This is a genomic window from Streptomyces sp. NPDC055400 (genome assembly GCF_053644375.1).
Window position 1 is genome coordinate 136,921 of record NZ_JBSHLM010000003.1, and the last position, 19,679, is coordinate 156,599.

At 70.3% G+C, this 19,679-nt stretch carries 17 protein-coding genes; 3 read left to right on the forward strand and 14 right to left on the reverse strand.

Going from position 1 to position 19,679, the window contains the following annotated elements; translation table 11 throughout:
• Positions 1 to 142: 142 nt before the first annotated feature.
• The 5 genes from ACWIGU_RS08730 to bldG form a co-directional block, all read right to left on the reverse strand.
• Positions 143 to 1,666 carry a DUF7059 domain-containing protein gene (locus ACWIGU_RS08730; RefSeq protein ID WP_454398854.1) on the reverse strand — a complete coding sequence of 508 codons (1,524 nt, stop codon included), beginning with the start codon at positions 1,664 to 1,666 and terminating at the stop codon, positions 143 to 145.
• A 259-nt stretch (positions 1,667 to 1,925) separates the two neighbouring features.
• The gene (locus ACWIGU_RS08735) at positions 1,926 to 2,516 is read right to left on the reverse strand and encodes a small secreted protein (RefSeq protein WP_454398856.1); all 591 of its coding nucleotides are present in this window, start codon (positions 2,514 to 2,516) and stop codon (positions 1,926 to 1,928) included.
• Between the two features lie 218 nt (positions 2,517 to 2,734).
• Complete coding sequence (locus tag ACWIGU_RS08740) at positions 2,735 to 5,140, reverse strand: sodium-translocating pyrophosphatase (RefSeq protein WP_454398858.1); 2,406 nt, start codon at positions 5,138 to 5,140, stop codon at positions 2,735 to 2,737.
• A 331-nt stretch (positions 5,141 to 5,471) separates the two neighbouring features.
• A complete protein-coding gene (locus tag ACWIGU_RS08745) occupies positions 5,472 to 5,909 on the reverse strand; it encodes an ATP-binding protein (protein WP_454398860.1) in 438 nt (145 codons plus the stop codon).
• A gap of 97 nt (positions 5,910 to 6,006) precedes the next feature.
• Positions 6,007 to 6,348, reverse strand: coding sequence for an anti-sigma factor antagonist BldG (gene bldG / locus ACWIGU_RS08750; protein WP_003975386.1), 342 nt, complete (start codon positions 6,346 to 6,348; stop codon positions 6,007 to 6,009).
• Between the two features lie 80 nt (positions 6,349 to 6,428).
• Here bldG and ACWIGU_RS08755 point away from each other — a divergent pair, with 80 nt between their 5' ends.
• Positions 6,429 to 8,978, forward strand: coding sequence for a DEAD/DEAH box helicase (locus ACWIGU_RS08755; RefSeq protein WP_454398862.1), 2,550 nt, complete (start codon positions 6,429 to 6,431; stop codon positions 8,976 to 8,978).
• Between the two features lie 18 nt (positions 8,979 to 8,996).
• On the opposite strand, the gene ACWIGU_RS08760 is transcribed toward ACWIGU_RS08755, so the two are convergent.
• The 7 genes from ACWIGU_RS08760 to ssd form a co-directional block, all read right to left on the reverse strand.
• Positions 8,997 to 9,428: an Rv3654c family TadE-like protein gene (locus ACWIGU_RS08760; protein WP_454398864.1), complete on the reverse strand. Its 432-nt coding sequence runs from the start codon at positions 9,426 to 9,428 to the stop codon at positions 8,997 to 8,999.
• Positions 9,425 to 9,874, reverse strand: coding sequence for a TadE family type IV pilus minor pilin (locus ACWIGU_RS08765; protein ID WP_454398866.1), 450 nt, complete (start codon positions 9,872 to 9,874; stop codon positions 9,425 to 9,427). Before ACWIGU_RS08765 ends, ACWIGU_RS08760 begins: the two co-directional genes overlap by 4 nt.
• Positions 9,867 to 10,070 (reverse strand): DUF4244 domain-containing protein, encoded by a 204-nt coding sequence (locus tag ACWIGU_RS08770; protein WP_454399646.1) that lies wholly within the window; start codon positions 10,068 to 10,070, stop codon positions 9,867 to 9,869. Before ACWIGU_RS08770 ends, ACWIGU_RS08765 begins: the two co-directional genes overlap by 8 nt.
• A gap of 108 nt (positions 10,071 to 10,178) precedes the next feature.
• Positions 10,179 to 10,955 (reverse strand): type II secretion system F family protein, encoded by a 777-nt coding sequence (locus ACWIGU_RS08775; protein ID WP_454398868.1) that lies wholly within the window; start codon positions 10,953 to 10,955, stop codon positions 10,179 to 10,181.
• 22 nt (positions 10,956 to 10,977) lie between these two features.
• A complete protein-coding gene (locus tag ACWIGU_RS08780) occupies positions 10,978 to 11,889 on the reverse strand; it encodes a type II secretion system F family protein (protein WP_454399648.1) in 912 nt (303 codons plus the stop codon).
• Between the two features lie 84 nt (positions 11,890 to 11,973).
• Positions 11,974 to 13,119 carry a TadA family conjugal transfer-associated ATPase gene (locus tag ACWIGU_RS08785; RefSeq protein WP_454399650.1) on the reverse strand — a complete coding sequence of 382 codons (1,146 nt, stop codon included), beginning with the start codon at positions 13,117 to 13,119 and terminating at the stop codon, positions 11,974 to 11,976.
• A 170-nt stretch (positions 13,120 to 13,289) separates the two neighbouring features.
• Entirely contained in the window at positions 13,290 to 14,411 is a 1,122-nt protein-coding gene (ssd, locus tag ACWIGU_RS08790) for a septum site-determining protein Ssd (protein WP_454398870.1), read from the reverse strand.
• A gap of 594 nt (positions 14,412 to 15,005) precedes the next feature.
• Between ssd and ACWIGU_RS08795 the strand changes: the two genes are divergently transcribed.
• Entirely contained in the window at positions 15,006 to 15,851 is an 846-nt protein-coding gene (locus tag ACWIGU_RS08795; protein WP_454398872.1) for an HAD family hydrolase, read from the forward strand.
• Positions 15,852 to 16,231: 380 nt separating this feature from the next.
• Here the strand turns inward: ACWIGU_RS08795 and ACWIGU_RS08800 are convergent, their stop codons facing one another.
• Complete coding sequence (locus tag ACWIGU_RS08800; protein ID WP_454398873.1) at positions 16,232 to 17,056, reverse strand: oxidoreductase; 825 nt, start codon at positions 17,054 to 17,056, stop codon at positions 16,232 to 16,234.
• A 101-nt stretch (positions 17,057 to 17,157) separates the two neighbouring features.
• Here ACWIGU_RS08800 and ACWIGU_RS08805 point away from each other — a divergent pair, with 101 nt between their 5' ends.
• The gene (locus ACWIGU_RS08805; protein WP_454398875.1) at positions 17,158 to 18,138 is read left to right on the forward strand and encodes an ATP-binding protein; all 981 of its coding nucleotides are present in this window, start codon (positions 17,158 to 17,160) and stop codon (positions 18,136 to 18,138) included.
• Positions 18,139 to 18,167: 29 nt separating this feature from the next.
• Here the strand turns inward: ACWIGU_RS08805 and ACWIGU_RS08810 are convergent, their stop codons facing one another.
• Positions 18,168 to 19,427: a hypothetical protein gene (locus ACWIGU_RS08810; protein ID WP_454398877.1), complete on the reverse strand. Its 1,260-nt coding sequence runs from the start codon at positions 19,425 to 19,427 to the stop codon at positions 18,168 to 18,170.
• Positions 19,428 to 19,679 lie beyond the last annotated feature (252 nt).

Here is a 19,679-nt window from a genome sequence, read left to right on the forward strand (position 1 = left end):
CGACCGCCACGCAGAGCTTTGGCAACGATGTCGCGAGGCGCCGCCGGAGATCTCCTGAGGCCTCTCGGAAGATCTTCGGAGTCCTACCCGAGATCTCCCGAGATCTTCAGAAAGAAAAGCGGAATCGCCTCAGCCCCGCGTGTCAGACGTGCGCCGGCTCCAGGAATCCCTGCTCGACGAGCATCCTGATCTGCGCGGGCGTGCGGTCCCGCAGCAAGACCGGGTCCTCCCCGACCAGTTGCGCGATGGCGTCGAGAATCCGGCCGGCGCTGAGCGTGCCGTCGCAGACGCCCGCGAACCCGGCGCCGATCGTGTCCACCTTCGTGGCCCGGCGCATCCCGCGGTGCTGGCGCAGCACCACATGCTCCGGGTCCTCGGCCCCCGGCAGCCCGACCTGCTCCTGCACGACCTCGCCGGCGAGCTTGAAGTGGGCGCCGAGCAGGGCGGCGTCGTCGTGCGTGCGCAGATAGTCGAGGCGCTCGAAGTGCGCCCGCACCGTGTCCCCGAGGGGTTGTTCGACGGAGTGCGGCCACTCCTCCACCGTGACGGACGGCTCGACGCCCTCCGGCGCCTTGCGCAGCGTGATCCAGCCGAATCCGACGCCGCGCACCTTGCGCGCCTCGAACTCGTCGAGCCACGCGTCGTACAGCGCCGCGTACTCCACCGGATCCGTGCGGTGATCCCCGGCGTCCCGCAGCCACAACTCGGCGTACTGCGTGATGTCCTGCACCTCGCGCTGCACGACCCACGCGTCGCAGCCGCGCGGCACCCAGGACCGGAGCCGGTCGGTCCACTCCTCCCCGTCGACGTGCTGCCAGTTGGCGAGGAACTGCGCGTACCCGCCCTCGTTCAGTCGTGCCCCCGCCTCCTGAACGAGCGTGCGGCACAGATCGTCCCCGGCCATCCCGCCGTCCCGATACGTCAGCCGCGCACCGGGCGAGATGACGAAGGGCGGATTCGACACGATCAGGTCGTACGCCTCGTCGCCCACGGGCTCGAACAGCGAGCCCTCGTGCAGATCCGCGGGGCCCGCGGCGGAGAGGGCGAGGGTCAGCGCCGTCATGTGGAGGGCGCGGGGGTTGAGGTCGGTGGCGACGACACGCGTGGCGTGCCGGGTGGCGTGCAGGGCCTGGATCCCGGAGCCCGTACCGAGGTCGAGGGCGCTCTCCACGGGCGTACGCACGGTGATCCCGGACAGCGTCGTGGACGCGCCGCCGACGCCCAGGACGACGCCTTCGGCGCGGCTGCCGATGCCTCCGGCGCCGCCGACGGCGCACCCGAGGTCGGACACGATGAACCAGTCCTCGCCGTCGGGTCCCCCGTACGGCCGTACGTCGACGGCAGCGGCGACCTCGTCATCGCCGGCGCGCGTCAGCCACCCGCTCTCCAGGCACTTTTCGACGGGCAGAACGGCCGCCACGCGCGCGTACTCCGCGGGCTGCTGCAACAGGAACAGCCGTACGAGCGTCTCCAACGGGCTGTCCCCGCGGGTCGCCCGCAGGGCGGGGACGGTCTCGCTCCGCGCGAGTGCCGCGTAGGCCGGCGCCCCGAGCAGCTCGAGCAGGCCGTCGGCGGTGAACTCGGCCCCCAGCAGGGACTCGCGCAGCCGGGCGGCGACATCGTCACGGTCAATGGACGGCAACTTGGACAGACTGGAGCTACTCACGCCCCCATTGTCACCCCGGACCCCCGATGGCCACCCACATACGACGTGTCCCCGGCACCGCGTGAAGACGGCACCGGGGACACGAGGAAAACATCAGCGCACTGTGGCAGCCCACGTGGAGCAGGCTTCCGGAGCAAGCTCGCGTGAAGCAGGCTTCCGGAGCAGTCACGCGTGACACAGGCTTCCGGAGCGGGCTCACCAGGAGCCGGCTCCGGATGCCGGCCTACCTGGGCCGGCATCCGGAATCAGCTCACCTGCGTCAGCTCTTGGAGGGAGCCGGGGAAGAGGACGCGCTCTTGCAGCTGTCCTGCTTCGCCATCGCCTTGCCGACGTCGCCCTCCTCCAGCTTCTTGAGCGCGTCGCTCCCGCTCTGGCTCAGCTTGTCGAGCTCGCCCGCGATGCCCTTGAGGCCGTCGGCGAACTTCGCCTGGTCCTTGGTGTCGAGCTTGTCGACCTGCTTTTTCAGATCCGCGTACGCGGCCGAGATCCCGTTGAGCTCCTTGACCGCGTCCTTCTGCTTCTTGTCGCCGCCGTCGACCGGCGGTGCCCCCGCCTTGTCCACGGCCGAACCGATCGCCTTGTAGGCGTCGGACATGTCCTGGAAGGCCTGCGAGTCGGTGCTCTGGACGTCCGCGGGCTTGCTGTTGTCCGAGGTCTCCTTCTGGATCGCGGCGTTGGCGTTCTCGATCTTCTTGGCCTGCGGCTGGACCGCGTCACAGACCGTCTTGGCCCAGGAGTCCAGCTTCTCGTTGCCGCCGTCGCTGCTGCATCCCGACAGCGCAAGCACCAGTACCGCACCGCTGGACAGTGCGGCTGCAAGCTTCTTGTTCACCGGATTGGTCCCTTCCATGGCTCTCGGCCCCGGAACATACACGCCAAGTGGGCGACAATCGCTTGCCGGACGCCCACTATGGGTGCTTTATCGGCTTTTTATAGCCATTTGCACCAAGAGAGATAAGCCTCACTGAAGGGCCGTCACCTGACACGGGCGGGCGGGCAGCGCGTCAATACGCGCTACCCGCCCGCCCGTTGAACTCGCGGCCGTACCTGACCAGGTGAAACCCGGGGTCAGGAAACCACCGCCGGATCCGCCTCCCGCTTCGATACGTGGTCGGAGTTGTCGTCGTCGCCGACCGCGATGCCGCGCCTCTTGGAGACGTAAACCGAACCGACGATCACAGCGATCGACAGCACGGCGACCACGATCCGTACGCCCACGCTCGCGTCCGCCCCGAAGCTGAACTTGACGACCGCGGGCGCGATGAGGAGCGCCACCAGGTTCATCACCTTCAGCAGCGGGTTGATCGCGGGCCCGGCCGTGTCCTTGAACGGGTCGCCGACCGTGTCGCCGATGACGGTCGCGGCGTGGGCCTCACTGCCCTTGCCGCCGTGGTGCCCGTCCTCGACGAGTTTCTTCGCGTTGTCCCACGCGCCACCGGAGTTGGCGAGGAAGACCGCCATCAGCGTCCCGGTGCCGATCGCGCCGGCGAGGAACGAACCGAGAGCACCGACGCCGAGCGTGAAGCCGATCGCGATGGGCGCGAGAACGGCGAGCAGACCCGGCGTGGCCAACTCCCGCAGCGCGTCCTTCGTACAGATGTCGACGACGCGCCCGTACTCCGGCTTCTCCGTGTAGTCCATGATCCCGGGGTGCTCGCGGAACTGCCGCCGCACCTCGTAGACCACGGCACCCGCGGACCGCGACACCGCGTTGATCGCGAGTCCGGAGAAGAGGAACACGACCGCCGCGCCGGCGATCAGGCCCACCAGGTTGTTGGGCTGCGAGATGTCCATCACAAGGTTCATCGGGCCGCCGTCGCCGACCTTCTCGCCGACGTCCTGGGCGGCGGAGACGATTGCGTCACGGTAGGACCCGAACAGCGCCGAGGCCGCCAGTACGGCCGTGGCGATGGCGATTCCCTTGGTGATGGCCTTGGTCGTGTTGCCCACGGCGTCCAGGTCGGTGAGGACCTGCGCACCCGATCCCGTCACGTCGCCGGACATCTCGGCGATGCCCTGCGCGTTGTCGGAGACGGGCCCGAAGGTGTCCATGGCGACGATGACGCCGACCGTGGTCAGCAGGCCCGTGCCCGCGAGGGCGACGGCGAACAGCGCCAGCATGATCGACGTGCCGCCGAGCAGGAACGCCCCGTACACGCCGAGACCGATCAACAGGCCGGTGTAGACGGCCGATTCGAGGCCGACGGAGATTCCGGCGAGCACGACGGTGGCGGGTCCGGTGAGCGACGACTTGCCGATGTCGCGCACCGGGCGCCGGCTGGTCTCGGTGAAGTAGCCCGTGAGCTGCTGGATCAGCGCGGCGAGCACGATGCCGATGGCCACGGCGACGAGGGCGAGGATCCGCGGATCGCCGTCCTTCACCTTGATCGCCGCGTCGGTGATGCCGTTGAGCTCGGCATACGTCGCCGGCAGATACGTGTAGACCGCTGCGGCCACCAGCGCGAGCGAGATGACCGCGGAGATGAAGAACCCGCGGTTGATCGCGCTCATGCCGCTGCGGTCGGACCGGCGCGGCGCCACGGCGAAGATTCCGATCATCGCCGTCACTACGCCGATCGCGGGAACGATCAGCGGGAAGGCGAGCCCGGAGTCGCCGAAGGCCGCCTTGCCGAGGATCAGCGCGGCGACCAGCGTGACGGCGTACGACTCGAAGAGGTCGGCGGCCATACCGGCGCAGTCGCCGACGTTGTCGCCCACGTTGTCGGCGATGGTCGCGGCATTACGCGGATCATCCTCCGGAATGCCCTTTTCGACCTTGCCGACCAGGTCGGCGCCGACGTCGGCGGCCTTGGTGAAGATGCCGCCTCCGACACGCATGAACATCGCGATGAGCGCCGCACCGAGGCCAAATCCTTCGAGGACCTTGGGCGCGTCGGCCGCGTAGACCAGCACCACACAGGAGGCGCCGAGCAGACCCAGCCCCACCGTGAACATGCCGACTACGCCACCCGTGCGAAAAGCGATCTTCATGGCCTTGTGCGAGACAGCGGTGAGATCCTTTTCCGGCTCGCCTTCCGCCGGGGTGGCCTCCCTGGCCGCGGCGGCGACGCGCACATTGCTGCGCACCGCCAGCCACATTCCGATGTATCCGGTGGTGGCAGAGAACACCGCGCCGATCAAGAAGAAGATCGAACGCCCGGCTCGCTGATTCCAGTCGTCCGCGGGCAGCAGCATGAGCAGGAAGAACACCACGACGGCGAATACCGCGAGGGTCCGCAGCTGCCGCCCGAGATAGGCATTCGCGCCTTCCTGGACCGCTGCCGCGATCTTCTTCATGCTCTCGGTGCCCTCGCCTGCCGCCAGCACCTGGCGTACGAGCACTGCGGCCACCACGAGGGCGGCGAGGGCGACGAGGCCGATCACCATGACGATGAGCCGGTTGTCGTCGGTCAGGACCGCGGCTGCGAAGGTTGAGGGGTGGTCAAACGCTTGAGGGGTAGAAAGCCCCGCCATTCGTCCTCCTTGACGCTTGGGCTGAGCTCAAGATGTGGACGGATTGTAGGGAGCGGCGCCTGATCAAAACAGTGCGCGAGAAACGGAATTTGCCATCCGTTACTACCCGGCAAATGATCGTCCAACACGATGGGCGCACAAGAAGCAGTAATGCCCTGAAAGCATTGAGGCTTGATCCAATTATGATCGACGATCTAGGGAATGCAAATAGGCCCTGCTCACCGGGGTGAGGGCAGGGCCTGGGACCAGAAACGATCACATGGGGACAGCGCCGGGCGGAGCCACGGACGGGTGGATCAGGGGGCGTTGCGTGGACGCCGGGGGGACCGCGTCAGGACGGAAGGGTCGCCGGCGTGGTCGGCCAAGTCATCCGAATGAGTCCACCGGACGCGTCCGCGGTGACCTCCACATCGTCGACGAGGCCACTGATGACGGCGAGGCCCATGTCGTCCTCGCCTTCCGTATCCAGATCGTCCGACCCGCCGGGCGCGCCGGACGACTGCTCGCCGGGAACGCTCCGCGGAGCCTCGTCCCCGACCTCGATGGAGAACTGCTTCTCCTCCTCGGTGAGAAGGACCCGAACGGGTGCGGCGATACCGCTGCTCCGGTGAAGACCGACGGCGCGGCTGCAGGCCTCGCCGACAGCGAGCCTGACCTCGTCGAGCACGGCCTCGTCCACTCCGGCCCTGCGCGCCACCGCGGCCGCCACGAGACGGGCGGTTCTGACGTGCTCGGGCTGCGCGCTGAATCGGAGTTCGACGGTGGCCATGCATCCCCCTCGGATGTACGGGCGTGCTCTGAAGGGACCGGGCCATCGGCCCGGCCCCCACTTCCGCTCAGCCACCGGCCTGTGGGCCGGTGACCGATCAGTCGGTAGCCGCTACGGCTTCCTCGACCGAGGTGTGGATGGGGAACACCTTGGTCAGGCCGGTGATACGGAAGATCTTGAGAATGCGCTCCTGGTTGCAGACCAGTCGCAGCGAGCCCTCATGGGCCCGCACTCGCTTCAGACCGCCCACCAGTACGCCGAGCCCGGTGGAGTCGAGGAAATCGACTCCCTCCATGTCGACGACAAGGTGGAAGCTGCCGTCGTTCACGAGCTCGACCAGCTGCTCTCGCAGCTTGGGCGCGGTATATACATCGATTTCGCCACCGACCTCGACGACCGTACGATCGCCGACGGTACGGGTCGACAGGGACAGGTCCACGGATCCTCCAGCACCTTGCTATCGAGCGGTCGTCCCTCGGGACACCTCGGCAGAGCCCCCGGGACGGATCGCCAGCCGCGATGGCATTCAATCACTTACCGGCAGGCGTGCACGACGCCTTAGGAGCATTGTCCGTCACGCCAGTGACACACTCGGTGCCGATGGCCAAGAATCACCGCCCCGGACAACCCGCGGCGGACACCGCTTCCCGCCCCTCTCCAGGGGCGATTCTCGACCGGCTCGCCTCGGGTCCGAGCCGGGCTTCGCGCATCACTCATACGGAGCACTTGCCCCCGCGACCGGGTCGTCATGCCGTATGGCCCGACCGCATCCGATCCGAGGTCCTCGCCGCCGTCCAGTCGGCCGGAATCGAGCATCCCTGGGCCCATCAGGCGCTCGCCGCCGAGCACGCGATGGACGGCGAGTCGGTCGTCGTCTCCACCGGAACCGCCTCCGGAAAGTCCCTGGCGTACCTCGTCCCGGTGCTCTCCCGGCTCCTCGACGGCTCCGAGGCCCCTAACGGGCGTGGCGCGACCGCGCTCTACCTCGCGCCGACGAAAGCGCTCGCCGCGGACCAGTGCAGATCGGTGAAGGAACTTTCACAACCGCTCGGCACGGCGATCCGCCCCGCGGTCTACGACGGCGACACCCCCATCGAGGAACGCGAGTGGGTGCGGCAGTACGCCAACTACGTCCTGACCAACCCCGACATGCTGCACCGCGGGATATTGCCCTCGCACCCCCGCTGGTCCTCCTTCCTCAAGTCGCTCAAGTACGTCGTCATCGACGAGTGCCACACCTACCGCGGCGTCTTCGGGTCCCACGTCGCCCAGGTCCTGCGCCGTCTGCGCCGCCTGTGCGCCCGCTACGGCTCGGAACCCGTGTTCCTGCTGGCGTCCGCCACCGCCGCCGACCCGGCCGTCGCTGCCGGGCGCCTGACGGGTCTCCCGGTCGTCGAGATCGCCGACGACGCCTCGCCCCGCGGAGAGCTCGTCTTCGCCCTCTGGGAGCCCCCTCTCACCGACCTCCACGGCGAGAAGGGCGCCCCCGTCCGCCGCACCGCCACCGCCGAGACGGCGGACCTGCTCACGGACCTGACCCTGCAGGGCGTCCACTCCGTCGCCTTCGTACGCTCCCGGCGCGGCGCCGAGCTGATCTCGGTGATCGCCCAGGAACGCCTCGCCGAGATCGACCGCTCCCTCGCCCGCCGCGTCGCCGCCTACCGCGGCGGCTACCTGCCCGAGGAACGCCGCGCCCTCGAACGCGCCCTGCACTCCGGCGAACTCCTCGGCCTGGCCGCCACCACCGCCCTCGAACTCGGGATCGACGTCTCAGGGTTGGGCGCCGTCGTCATAGCCGGCTATCCCGGCACCAGGGCGTCGCTGTGGCAGCAGGCGGGCCGCGCGGGACGGTCGGGGCAGGGCGCGCTCGCCGTCCTCGTCGCCCGCGACGACCCCCTGGACACATATCTCGTCCACCACCCCGAAGCCCTCTTCGACCAGCCGGTGGAGTCCACGGTCCTGGACCCCGACAACCCGTACGTCCTCGCCCCCCATCTGTGCGCGGCCGCAGCCGAACTCCCGCTCACCGACGACGACTTGCCCCTGTTCGGCCCGACCACCGCCGAGCTGCTCCCCCAGCTGGAGGACGCGAAGCTGCTGCGCCGCCGCACCAAGGCCTGGCACTGGACCCGCCGCGAACGCGCCGCCGATCTGACGGACATCCGCGGCGACGGCGGCAGCCCCGTACAGATCGTCGAGGCCGGTACGGGACGCCTCCTGGGCACCGTGGACGCCGGCTCGGCGCACACGACCGTCCACGACGGCGCGGTCCACCTCCACCAGGGCCGCACCTATCTCGTGAAGCACCTGGACCTGGAGGACTCGGTCGCCCTCGTCGAGGAGGCCAACCCGACCTACTCGACGACCGCCCGCGACACCACCGCCATCTCCGTGCTGGAGAGGGACATCGAAGTCCCGTGGGGCGACGGCCGCTTGTGCTACGGCTCCGTCGAAGTCACCAACCAGGTCGTCTCCTTCCTGCGCCGCCGCCTCATCACCGGCGAAGTCCTGGGTGAGACCAAACTCGACCTCCCTCCCCGCATCCTCCGCACCCGCGCCGTGTGGTGGACGGTGACGGAGGACCAACTCGACGCGGCCCGCGTGAACCCGGAGATCCTCGGCGGCGCGCTGCACGCCGCCGAACACGCCTCCATCGGCATGCTGCCGCTGTTCGCCACCTGCGACCGCTGGGACATCGGCGGTGTCTCCATCCCCCTCCACCCGGACACCCTGCTGCCCACGGTCTTCGTGTACGACGGCCATCCCGGCGGGGCGGGATTCGCGGAGCGCGCGTTCCACACGGCCCGTGAGTGGCTCACGGCCACCCTCGAAGCGATCGCCTCCTGCGAGTGCGAGGCGGGCTGCCCGTCCTGCATCCAGTCGCCCAAGTGCGGCAACGGCAACGACCCTCTCCACAAGCGCGGCGCGGTACGGCTGCTGAAGGTCCTGCTCAGGGACGCGCCAACGGCGGAGACCCCGACACCGGTGCCGGCACCGGCACCGCTGGAGGCTGCATCCGAGGGGCGGCCGACACCGCAGGATCAGGGGCCAGGTCAGAACGCTGGCTGACTGATCCTGCGAGGCCCATCACCCGGGATCCGCGGGGTCGGCTGGATCCGTCGGGCCACCTGAATCCGTCGGGCCGGCCGGGTCGGTCGGGACCCCGGGCGCCACGGGTCCTGCGGGGCCCGCCCTGGCCCTGACCTCCGCGGTCAGCGGCGCCTCGCCGGCCGCCGCGGTGACGTCAGACACCTCCCCGAAGACCGCGCACCGCACGAGCCGTGTGTCCTGTGCGACCGCCACCCGGGCCGCGTGGGCACAGGCCTCCTTACGGCCCTCCATCCAGTGATCGGCGGCCGCGAGAGCCGCCAAGTCGGCGGCCCCACCCGCCCGGTGGCGCACCACGACGGCCTGCCCCACGGTCAGTACGCACCCGAAGACCAGCCCGAGCGCGGCCGTCGCCATCACGGCCCACACGGTCGCGGAACCCCGGTCCCCAGACGCCTTCCGCCGCTTCATGAATCACCCACCGCCTCCGTTGTCCCGGCTACGTCGGCCGGTTCGGCCGTCCCCACCGTCTCCTCCGCCAACGCAACCGCGTCGGCCCGTAGGCGGACGTTCAGCACGCCAGGCCCCGGCGCCGCGGCCTCGACCGCGACCCGGACCAGGTCGCCCTCACGGCTCACGGCGACCTTCGCGCCACGCGGCGCGACCCTCTTCGCCGACTCCACGGCCGCCCCCTGCGGGTCCTGCCGGGCAATCGCCCTGGCGCCCGCCCTCGCCGCGTCCACACACTGGATCTGCGCGGACGCCGCCATCAGCGCCCAGACCAGCGCCAGCGTGAAAGTCACGAGCACCGGCAGCACAACGGCCGCCTCCGCCGTCACGAAGCCCTGGTCACCGGCGCGTCGCGCACCGGTCTGCCGCTCACCAGCCCCTGGCCCACGCCGGCCGGCCCTACCCATGGAGCGCCCTCTCGACGATCCCCTGAAGTGCGGCCTGCACCTGTCCGCTGGTCAGCACCTTCAGCAGCAGTCCGGCGAACCCGACCGCCGCGATCAGCCCCATCGCGTACTCCGACGTGACCATCCCCGCGTCCCGCCTCGCCGCACGCATCCGACGCACCCACATCCCGGCACGCGCCCGCATCGCTCCGTACATCTCAACCCCCATGAAATTCCTCTGAAGTTCGTCACCGACTGACGTCCACACGACGTCCGCCGAACTCGCGCCGGGCCACCCACCGGCCCGGGCTCCCCGCGCGGCCTCTCACCGACCTCCCAACAGCCCGCCGGCCACCCCGATCACCACAGGCAGCACTCCGATGGCCACGAACGCGGGCAGGAAGCACAGGCCCACCGGCGCCGTGATCAATACGGCCGCCCGGCGCGCCACCGCGGTGGTCGCACGCCCTCGCTCGGCCCGGGCCTCCGCGGCCAGCCGCGCGACCGGCTCCGCGGCCGGGGCGCCCGAATCACCGGCCCGCTCAAGGAGTCCGGCCAGCGCACCGGCCCCCGGTATCGACGCCAACTGCCGCCACGCGGCACGCGGTTCACCACCGAGCCTCACCTGGGCCGCACCCCGCGCCAGAACCTCGCCGACCGGGCCACCCAGAGACTCCCCCACAGCCCTCGCCGCCCTCACGGGATCGGCCCCTGCGGCGATGCACGCGGCCAACAGATCAGCGGCCAACGGCAACTGCCGACGCGCCTGGGCCTCCGAAGACGCCGTCGCGTCGGCCCCCGCGCGGGCCCGTCGCCTCCACCTCCACACCCCGAACGCCGCGACCAGCCCCAACAGCAGCCCTGCCACTCCGCCCACCAGCACGTATCCGGCACAGACCGCCCCCGCTGACGGTCCCCACCTGCCCATGGAGCCCCGCACATCCGCGCCACGCCCCGCGGGCTTCTCAGTCACCGCCTCCAGCAGGGCATTCAACCTCCGCAGCAGCGCCCGTTCCCTGCGCCGTACCACCACCTCATGCGCGACCCACCCCAAGCCCGCCACGACACACAGCACGAGCCCCAGCCTGTGGACAACGTTCATCGCTCCTCCGCTCCCCGAGCACTCATCGCTCCTCCGCTCCCCGTACGATCCGCAGCGCCCACCACAGCCCCGCTCCCTCCAACACCCCGCCCACCAGCAGGCACCCGAACCCCGCCCCGGTGTGCAGCAGCACCCTCAACGGCCGGGCCCCGAGCACGCTCCCCAGCAACAGCCCCAGCACGGGAAGCCCCGCGAGCATCACCGCCGTCGACCGCGACCCGGCCAACTGAGCGCGCAGATCAGCCCTTTGGTCCCGCTCGGCCCGCAGCGCGTCCGCGAGACGCTCCAGCCCGGCCGCCAGGCCCGCGCCCCGGTCCACCGCCACCCGCCAGCACGCCGCGAGCCCCAACAGCCCCTCGGCCCCCGGCGCCCGCGCCGCCTCCCGCAAAGCCCCCGGCACGTCCCCGCCGAACCGGGCAGCAGCCACGACCGCCCCATCGGCGGCGCCCGAACCACCCCCTCTCGTATCGCCCTCCTCACGCACCGCCACGATCAGTGCCTCCCCCGGCTGCCGCCCCGCTCGCACCTCCCCCGCCAGCACCCCGCACAGCGAGATCACCGCGTCCGCCCGGCGCTCCCGCACCCGTCGCACCTCCCGGTCCCGCCGCACCCGCGCCGCCAGAGGCACCCCCGCGGCACCCACCACCAGCGGCACCACGGAAGCCCCGAGGACCGCGAGCACGGCCCCTACGACCAGCACCCACCACTCCCACCGCTCCCGCCACCGCGCCCAACCCACGCGACACGACTGCACGCCCCACGGCACACCACCGCCGGAACCCAGCAGCTCCCTCGCCCGCCGCGCCTCACGCCCGTGCCCACCACCGGCAACCCAGGCCGCCGCCCCCACACAGACCAGAGCCGCACAACCAGGCCCCACACCGACCCCCACCGCCCCAACCCCAACCACAACAACCGCCCCCTCCACGGACATCACCCCTCGCACCGACCCACGCCCCACCCAGCGCCCCGCCGCCGCCCAACCACCCCGGCCGACCCCCACTCCAGCCCAACCCGCCTAACCCCCCTCCACGAACTCCCCGAGCAACCCCCTCAACCGCCCCCACCCCCGCTCCCGCACGAACTCCCCCTCGCCCCACCGCAGCGCCGGCACCGTGACCACCCAGCCGGCCGCGTCACGTTCCAGGACATGAACCTCGGCGATGCGACGCCGGCCCCTCCGGTCCCGTACGAGGTGAAGAACCACCGACAGAGCCGCCGCCAACTGGCTGTGCAGGGCACCGCGATCGAGACCGGCCGCCGTCCCCAGAGCCTCCAGGCGGGCGGGAACGTCATGGGCGGCGTTCGCGTGGACCGTGCCGCAGCCTCCCTCGTGCCCCGTGTTCAACGCGGCGAGGAGCGCCACGACCTCCGGGCCCCGCACCTCGCCCACCACCAGGCGGTCCGGCCGCATGCGCAGCGCCTGACGCACCAGGTCGTCCAGGGCCACGAGCCCAGCCCCTTCCTGGTTGGCGGGCCGCGCCTCAAGCCGCACCACATGTGGATGGTCGGGCCTCAGCTCGGCGGAGTCCTCGGCGAGCACCACGCGCTCCCCCGGCCCCACCAGGCCGAGCAACGCGCTCAGGAGCGTCGTCTTACCGGAGCCCGTACCACCGCTGATCAGGAACGACAGCCGGGCATCGAGAAGGGCCCTGAGCACCCGGTCCCCGCCGGGCGGCACCGTCCCCGCCGTCACCAGCTCCTCCAGCGTGAAGGCACGCGGCCGGACCACCCGCAGCGACAGGCAGGCACAGCCGACGGCGACGGGCGGCAGGACAGCGTGGAGACGGGTCCCGTCCGGCAGCCGGGCGTCCACCCACGGCCTCGCATCGTCCAGGCGACGCCCGGCCACCGCCGCGAGCCGTTGTGCGAGCCTCCGTACGGATGATGGGCTCTCGAACGACACGCCCGTCAGCTCCAGGCCACCGCCCCGGTCCACCCACACCCGGTCGGGCGCGGACACCAGCACGTCGGTCACCGACGGATCGGCGAGCAGGGGCTCAAGGGGCCCCGTGCCCACGAGTTCGGAGCGCAACTGGCCTGCCGCACCCAATACTTCGGTGTCCCCGAGAAGCTTCCCTTGAGCCCGGAGCGCCTCCGCGACCCGCGCCGGGGTCGCCTCCGCACCGTTCTCCGCAAGCCACTGCCGCACCCCGTCCAGCATGCGCGCGCCCACGACCCCACTCGCACGCCGCGCGCCGTCGTCACCGACCACACCCCCACTCGCACGCCGCCCACCGCCATCACCCACCACACCGGCACTCACAGCCCGCCCCCTCGACTCGCCACACCCGCACTCACACCCACGTCCACCCCGGCATGCCACCCCCGCTCTCACACCCCGCCCCCCTCAGCCGCCACAACCGGCACCCGCTCCCAGAACGCCGCGCAGAACCGCGCGAGCGGCCCCCGCGCCGCACCACCCGGCGGCAGTCCGCCCCCATCGGCCGCCAACAGCGCGCTCTCCGCCGGAAGTTCACCGACCAGCGGAAGCCCGAGAAGCCGTGCGACCTCATCCGGATCGAGCGCGCCGGCCGCACCCCCGCGCGAGGGCCCCACCACCACGCGCAGATCCCGCAGCACCATGCCCACGCCGGAGGCAACCCGTTTCGCCGCCGCGACGGCCCTCAGCTCCGGAGGCACCACAAGCAGCCCCAGATCCAGCTGGGCCAGCGCCTCGGCCGCCCCCTCGTCGACCCGGCGCGGCAGATCCACGACGACCGCGCCGCCCCGCCGTCGCGCCGCGGCCAGCACCGCCCGTACGGCTTCAGGCGGGACCGCCACCGTGTCGCCCCGGTCCCAGCTCAGAACCCGCAGGGCATGCAGCTCGGGCAGCGACTCCTCCAGCGCGCCACCCGCGACCCGCCCCCGCGACTCCGCGAACGCGGGCCACCGCATCCCTTCAGCAGCCTCACCGCCGAGCAGCACATCGAGCCCACCGCCCAGCGGATCCGCGTCGACGAGGAGGGTGCGCCGCCCGGTCCTCGCCGAGGTCACGGCGAGCGCGCTCGCCAGCGTGGACGCCCCGGCCCCGCCTCGCCCGCCGATCACCCCGACGGTGAGCGCGGGCCTGCCCACGCCTTCGGCCACGTCGGCGATGCGGTCCATCAGCCACTGCTCCCCGTCCGGCAGCATCAGCACATGGTCGGCGCCGATCTCGACGGCCCGCTGCCACACTCCCGGATCGTCCTGGTCACGCCCCACCAGCACGACGCCACGCCGACGCGCCACACCCCGTACCCGCTCGACCGCGTCGTCACCGACGAGCACCAGCGGCGCCGATTCCCAGCTCCCTCTGCGCTCCGGCACCCCGTGATGGACCTCGGGCCGCGCGCCGGCCGCGGCGCACAGCCGCAGCAGGTCGTCCAGCAGATCCACGTCCTCCGTCACGATCAACGGTGTCCGCCGCCGCCCGTCGGCGACCGGCGCCCGATCGCATGTGATGGCTCCCGCCACGATTTCCGCCCCCTCGCTCGCTGTCCCGCTCGCACCTGCGAGCCGGCCACTCCCCTCGCGCAGCACAGGCCGGCCGACAGTCCTGCCGACTGCCCGACCGGCGAACGGAACCGGTAATGAACACCGGTCCCGACTTCGCGAGTGGAATCACCGTGCAGCGATCCCGGAAATCGTGTGGATCTTGGTCAATTACTGTGGACAAGAGAGTGCTTGTGAATATCCCCATCACCCATACCGGTGACATCACTTGTGCCATCTAGGGCGACCCCTCAACTACCCTCTTCACGCCTTCCGCAGAGCAGCCTCTCGACTACACTCGGTGACGGAGATCGGACGCACGGAGCCGCGGGCCGGCGGCTCGGCACGGGGCGGCACCAGGGTGGAGAACGCAAAAGTCCGGACCCAAAGTGGGTCCGGACATGCGACGACCCCCGCCGGGGGGGAGAGCGGGGGTCGTCCCCACGGTCCGACTCGGGGGGGGAGGAGCCAGACCGGGTTAGCACGGTCGCGAACGATCCGTGACTTCCATGGTGTACCCGAGAGCCTTCTCAGGCAAACCCACGCGCCAGAGCTTACGCCGAATGGTGGGCGCCTATGCTCGGGCTCGTGGAAAACCACCCCTTGACGCACTCGACGCCCCGCACGGCCGCGTTCTTCGACCTGGACAAGACGGTCATTGCGAAGTCGAGCACGCTCACCTTCAGCAAGTCGTTCTACCAAGGCGGGCTGATCAACCGCAGGGCGGTGCTGCGGACCGCGTACGCGCAGTTCGTCTTCCTCGCCGGCGGCGCCGACCACGACCAGATGGAGCGGATGCGCGAGTACCTCTCGGCTCTCTGCCGCGGGTGGAACGTGCAGCTGGTGAGGGAGATCGTCGCCGAGACGCTCCACGACCTGATCGACCCGATCATCTACGACGAGGCCGCGTCGCTCATCGAGGAGCACCACACCGCCGGGCGCGACGTGGTGATCGTCTCCACGTCCGGCGCGGAGGTCGTCGAGCCGATCGGTGAACTCCTCGGCGCGGACCGCGTGGTGGCCACGCGCATGGTCGTCGGCGACGACGGCTGCTTCACGGGTGAGGTGGAGTACTACGCGTACGGGCCGACGAAGGCGGAGGCGATCGAGGAGCTCGCGCGGTCCGAGGGGTACGACCTCTCGCGCTGCTACGCGTACAGCGACTCGGCGACCGATGTGCCGATGCTGAAGTCCGTCGGCCACCCCTTCGCGGTCAATCCGGACCGTGCGCTGCGCCGTGAGGCCATCGCGCGAGAGTGGCCGATTCTCGACTTCAACCGGCCCGTCCGGCTCAAGCAGCGACTGCATTCCCTGTCCGCACCGTCGCGGCCGGCCCTCGTCGCTGCCGCCGCCGTCGGCGCCGCCGCGGCGACCGCGGGCCTGGTCTGGTATGCCAGCCGCCGACGCGCCACGGTCAGCTGACCGGCCCCTTTATGCAGGCCCGTCACCTGGCTGCCCGTTTCACCCCTAATTGAACCTAAAAGTAAAGAAGTGTGGCCAGGGGTTTCGCTTCCCGCACACCTGGAGTACAAATAAGGCAACGGCCCGCGAGACCAAGGGACATCCGAGAGGATCACCTTTAAACGCAACCAAGGCCCCACGGACCGAGCATGAACACCAGGCACCCACGCGACGTCGACCCGTCGATTACGGGCCAGCCGCACCAGGCCACGGGCTAAGTTCCCGACCTGATGGGCAAATTTCGAGGACGCTTGGTAACCAGGTGAACATGCCAGCGGCGGTACGAGGACTCGTACCGCCGCAACCCTGTTCAGGGACTTTCCGGGAACCCGTTACGGCGCCTACGCCGCTCCGCGCTGGAGCGCCTCGCACACCGCCGTCGACTCCCTGACGCCGAGCTCCACGGACCGCCCGCAGTGCGCGATCCATGCGGCAACCCCTTCCGGAGTGCCCGACACATAGCCCTCGAGCGCGGCCAGATATGCGGCGCGCCCCTGCTCCGCATGCCCCACCTCGGCCGGGCAGATCGACTTGGGGTCGAGACCGCTACCCACCAGGACGATGCGCTCGGCCGCGCGCGCGACCAGCCCGTTGTGCGACCTGAACGGCCGCAGCGCGAGCAGTTCGCCGTGCACGACGGCCGCGGTGACCAGGGCCGGAGCCGAGCCGCCCGCGATGATCAGCCCCGAGAGCCCTTCGAGCCGGCCCGCCACTTCCTGCGCGTCCGGCAGCGGCAGCTCGACCAGCGGCTCGTCGACCGGCTCACCACCCTGCCGGGGGCGCCCCACCGTGTCGCCGTTGTCGGCGGCGGCAACGAGGTGCAGACGTGCGAGCACCCGCAGTGGGGACTGCCGCCAGATCGACAGGATCTGGCCCGCCTCCGCCGTCAGCCGCAGGGCGGCGCCGACGGTGCGCGCCTCCTCGTCCCCGCCCACGCCGCTGAAGTCGGAGCGCCTGCGCACCTCTTCGAGGGGCCAGTCGGCACCGGACAGCGCCGCGCTGCCGCGCGCGCCGCGCAGCGCGGCTTCGGAGGTGACCGCATGGCTGCGACGCCGCATGACCCGGTGGCCGTAGACCCGGTCCACGGCCTTGCGCACGGAATCCACGGAGTCGGCCACGCCCGGAAGGGCCCCGAGGGCGGCAAGGGGGTCGGCTGTCGTACTCATGGGTACGACCCTACGCAGTTCAGGGCCCCGCCCCACGAAGGAGTGGTCTTCTTCACGCTCCACGGGCACGAACAGCAACCATCCCACTACCCTTGGTGAACATGAAGATCGCTTTCGTGGGGAAGGGCGGCAGCGGGAAGACCACGCTGTCCTCGCTCTTCGTCCGTCACCTCGCCGCCATGGGCGCCCCGGTCATCGCGGTGGACGCCGACATCAACCAGCACCTGGGGCCCGCGCTGGGTCTCGACGACGACCAGGCGGCCGAACTGCCCGCCATGGGCGCACGCCTCCCCCTCATCAAGGACTACCTGCGCGGCTCGAATCCACGGATCGCCTCCGCGGACACGATGATCAAGACGACCCCGCCCGGCGAGGGCTCGCGCCTTCTGCGGGTGCGCGAGAACAACCCGGTGTACGACGCGTGTGCCCGGCCCGTGGAACTCGACGGCGGGGCCGTGCGTTTGATGGTCACGGGCCCCTTCACCGAAGCCGACCTCGGCGTCTCCTGCTACCACTCCAAGACCGGAGCGGTGGAGCTGTGTCTGAACCATCTCGTCGACGGCCGCGACGAGTACGTGGTCGTCGACATGACCGCCGGTTCGGACTCCTTCGCCTCCGGCATGTTCACCCGCTTCGACATGACGTTCCTCGTCGCCGAGCCGACGCGTAAGGGGGTCTCGGTCTACCGCCAGTACAAGGAGTACGCACGGGACTTCGGCATCACGCTGAAGGTCGTGGGGAACAAGGTGCAGGGCCAGGACGACCTCGACTTCCTCCGCGCACAGGTGGGAGACGACCTGCTCGTCACCGTCGGGCACTCCGACTGGGTACGCGCCATGGAGAAGGGCCGCCCTCCCCGGTTCGGCCTCCTGGAGGAGCCCAACGCGGCCGCCCTGCGCACGCTCCGGTCCGCCGCGGACGCGGCCTACGCGGGCCGCGACTGGGAGCGCTACACACGCCAGATGGTCCACTTCCACCTGAAGAACGCGCAGAGCTGGGGCAACGCGAAGACGGGCGCCGACCTGGCCGCCCAGGTCGACCCCGCATTCGTCCTCCAGGAGAGCGTGGCCGCCACCGCCTGAACGGCACGGCCACACCCGACAGGGCTCGGCTACCGCTTCACCGCCGGCGCTCCCGGTGCCCCCTTGGGCGCCGGGGCGGGGCTGGTCGACATGAAGGACGCCCAGCCCTGCTTGGGGGCCTCGCCGACACGCAGCTTGGTGAGCCGGTCCAAGATCTTCGGGTCCTGGGCGTCCAGCCAGTCGGCGAGCTGGCGGAAGGAGACGCAGCGCACCTCGGGCTTGTTGCACACGGCGTGGACGGTCTCCTCGACGGCGCGCATGTAGTTGCCGCCGTTCCAGGACTCGAAATGATTGCCGATGACCAGCGGCGCGCGGTTGCCTTTGTAGGCGCGGTCGAAGCCCTGGAGCAGGCTGTCGCGCATCTCGTCGCCCCAGAACTGCTGCTTGTCGGCGTCGCCCTGGGTCGCGGTGCCCGACTGGTTGATCATGAAGTTGTAGTCCATGGTGAGCTGCTCGTCCTTGTGCCCGGGGAAGGGCACGAGCTGCATCGACAGGTCCCACAGGCCGTCGTTCTTGTTGGGCCAGATCTGGTCGTTGATGCCGCTGGTGTCATAGCGGAAGCCGAGGTCGTGAGCCGCTCGCCGGAAGTTCTTCTGGCCCTCCAGGCAGGGGGTGCGGGCGCCGATGAGCTCCTTGTCGTAGTCGAAGGGGAGCGGGGCCGCGTCCTTCATGCCCGCGTTCGTCTTCCAGGACTTCACGAAGGACTTGGCCTGGCTGATCTCGTCCTTCCAGTCGGCCACCGACCACTCGCCGACACCGCCGCCCTTGCCGCAGAAGTGGCCGTTGAAGTGCGTGCCGATCTCGTTGCCCTCGAGCCAGGCGCCGCGGAGCTGGTCCACGGTGTCCTTGATCCCCTGCTCGTCATTGAAGCCGATCTCCGAGTTGCCCGGTGAGTGCTGCGGCGGCCGGTAGAGGTCGCGCTTCTCCTCCGGGAGCAGGTACACGCCGCTGAGGAAGTACGTCATCGTCGCGTTGTTCTCCTTGGCGACCTTGCGGAAGTGCGAGAACAGCTTCTGGCCGTCCTCCCCCGCGCCGTCCCAGGAGAACACCACGAACTGCGGCGGCTTCTGGCCGGCCTTCAGTCGCTCGGCCTTCGGCAGATGCGGCTGGCCTCCGGTGAAGGCGGTCGAGCCGTCCCCGATCAGCCGAATCGCGCTTCCCGGCGCGGGGGCGGGGGCGGCGTTGTGGAGACCGGTCGCCTGGTGGTCGCCGATCGCGCAACCGGACAGGACTGCTGCACACGCCGAGACGGCGGTGAAGCTCGCGGCGAGCTTCTTGGTGGCGGCCATGTCCACCCACCTTCTTCCTTGGGTCTCTTCGGCTCGGATCTCTTCACATCAGGGCGGGACCAATATGACGAAATGCCGCATTTATCGACGGCGCCGCCAACGTCGCACGAAGCCCAGGGAAGGATTAATACGACAAGCCGAAGAAAGCCCCTATTCACCCACTGGGGTGAATCAATGCCCCATTTGACCCGAAAATCCGTCCACAACCTTTACTCTGCATTACGATCCATTTACCGAGAGTTGATTCATCCC

What these genes read in the sequence shown, in the direction of transcription:
- ACWIGU_RS08735 (WP_454398856.1), bottom strand. Translation starts at nt 2,516, where the DNA reads ATGGAAGGGACCAATCCGGTGAACAAGAAGCTTGCAGCCGCACTGTCC.
- ACWIGU_RS08740 (WP_454398858.1), bottom strand. Translation starts at nt 5,140, where the DNA reads ATGGCGGGGCTTTCTACCCCTCAAGCGTTTGACCACCCCTCAACCTTC.
- ACWIGU_RS08745 (WP_454398860.1), bottom strand. Translation starts at nt 5,909, where the DNA reads ATGGCCACCGTCGAACTCCGATTCAGCGCGCAGCCCGAGCACGTCAGA.
- ACWIGU_RS08755 (WP_454398862.1), top strand. Translation starts at nt 6,429, where the DNA reads ATGGCATTCAATCACTTACCGGCAGGCGTGCACGACGCCTTAGGAGCA.
- ACWIGU_RS08760 (WP_454398864.1), bottom strand. Translation starts at nt 9,428, where the DNA reads ATGAAGCGGCGGAAGGCGTCTGGGGACCGGGGTTCCGCGACCGTGTGG.
- ACWIGU_RS08765 (WP_454398866.1), bottom strand. Translation starts at nt 9,874, where the DNA reads ATGGGTAGGGCCGGCCGGCGTGGGCCAGGGGCTGGTGAGCGGCAGACC.
- ACWIGU_RS08770 (WP_454399646.1), bottom strand. Translation starts at nt 10,070, where the DNA reads ATGTACGGAGCGATGCGGGCGCGTGCCGGGATGTGGGTGCGTCGGATG.
- ACWIGU_RS08775 (WP_454398868.1), bottom strand. Translation starts at nt 10,955, where the DNA reads ATGAACGTTGTCCACAGGCTGGGGCTCGTGCTGTGTGTCGTGGCGGGC.
- ACWIGU_RS08780 (WP_454399648.1), bottom strand. Translation starts at nt 11,889, where the DNA reads ATGTCCGTGGAGGGGGCGGTTGTTGTGGTTGGGGTTGGGGCGGTGGGG.
- ACWIGU_RS08785 (WP_454399650.1), bottom strand. Translation starts at nt 13,119, where the DNA reads ATGCTGGACGGGGTGCGGCAGTGGCTTGCGGAGAACGGTGCGGAGGCG.
- ACWIGU_RS08795 (WP_454398872.1), top strand. Translation starts at nt 15,006, where the DNA reads ATGCTCGGGCTCGTGGAAAACCACCCCTTGACGCACTCGACGCCCCGC.
- ACWIGU_RS08800 (WP_454398873.1), bottom strand. Translation starts at nt 17,056, where the DNA reads ATGAGTACGACAGCCGACCCCCTTGCCGCCCTCGGGGCCCTTCCGGGC.
- ACWIGU_RS08805 (WP_454398875.1), top strand. Translation starts at nt 17,158, where the DNA reads ATGAAGATCGCTTTCGTGGGGAAGGGCGGCAGCGGGAAGACCACGCTG.
- ACWIGU_RS08810 (WP_454398877.1), bottom strand. Translation starts at nt 19,427, where the DNA reads ATGGCCGCCACCAAGAAGCTCGCCGCGAGCTTCACCGCCGTCTCGGCG.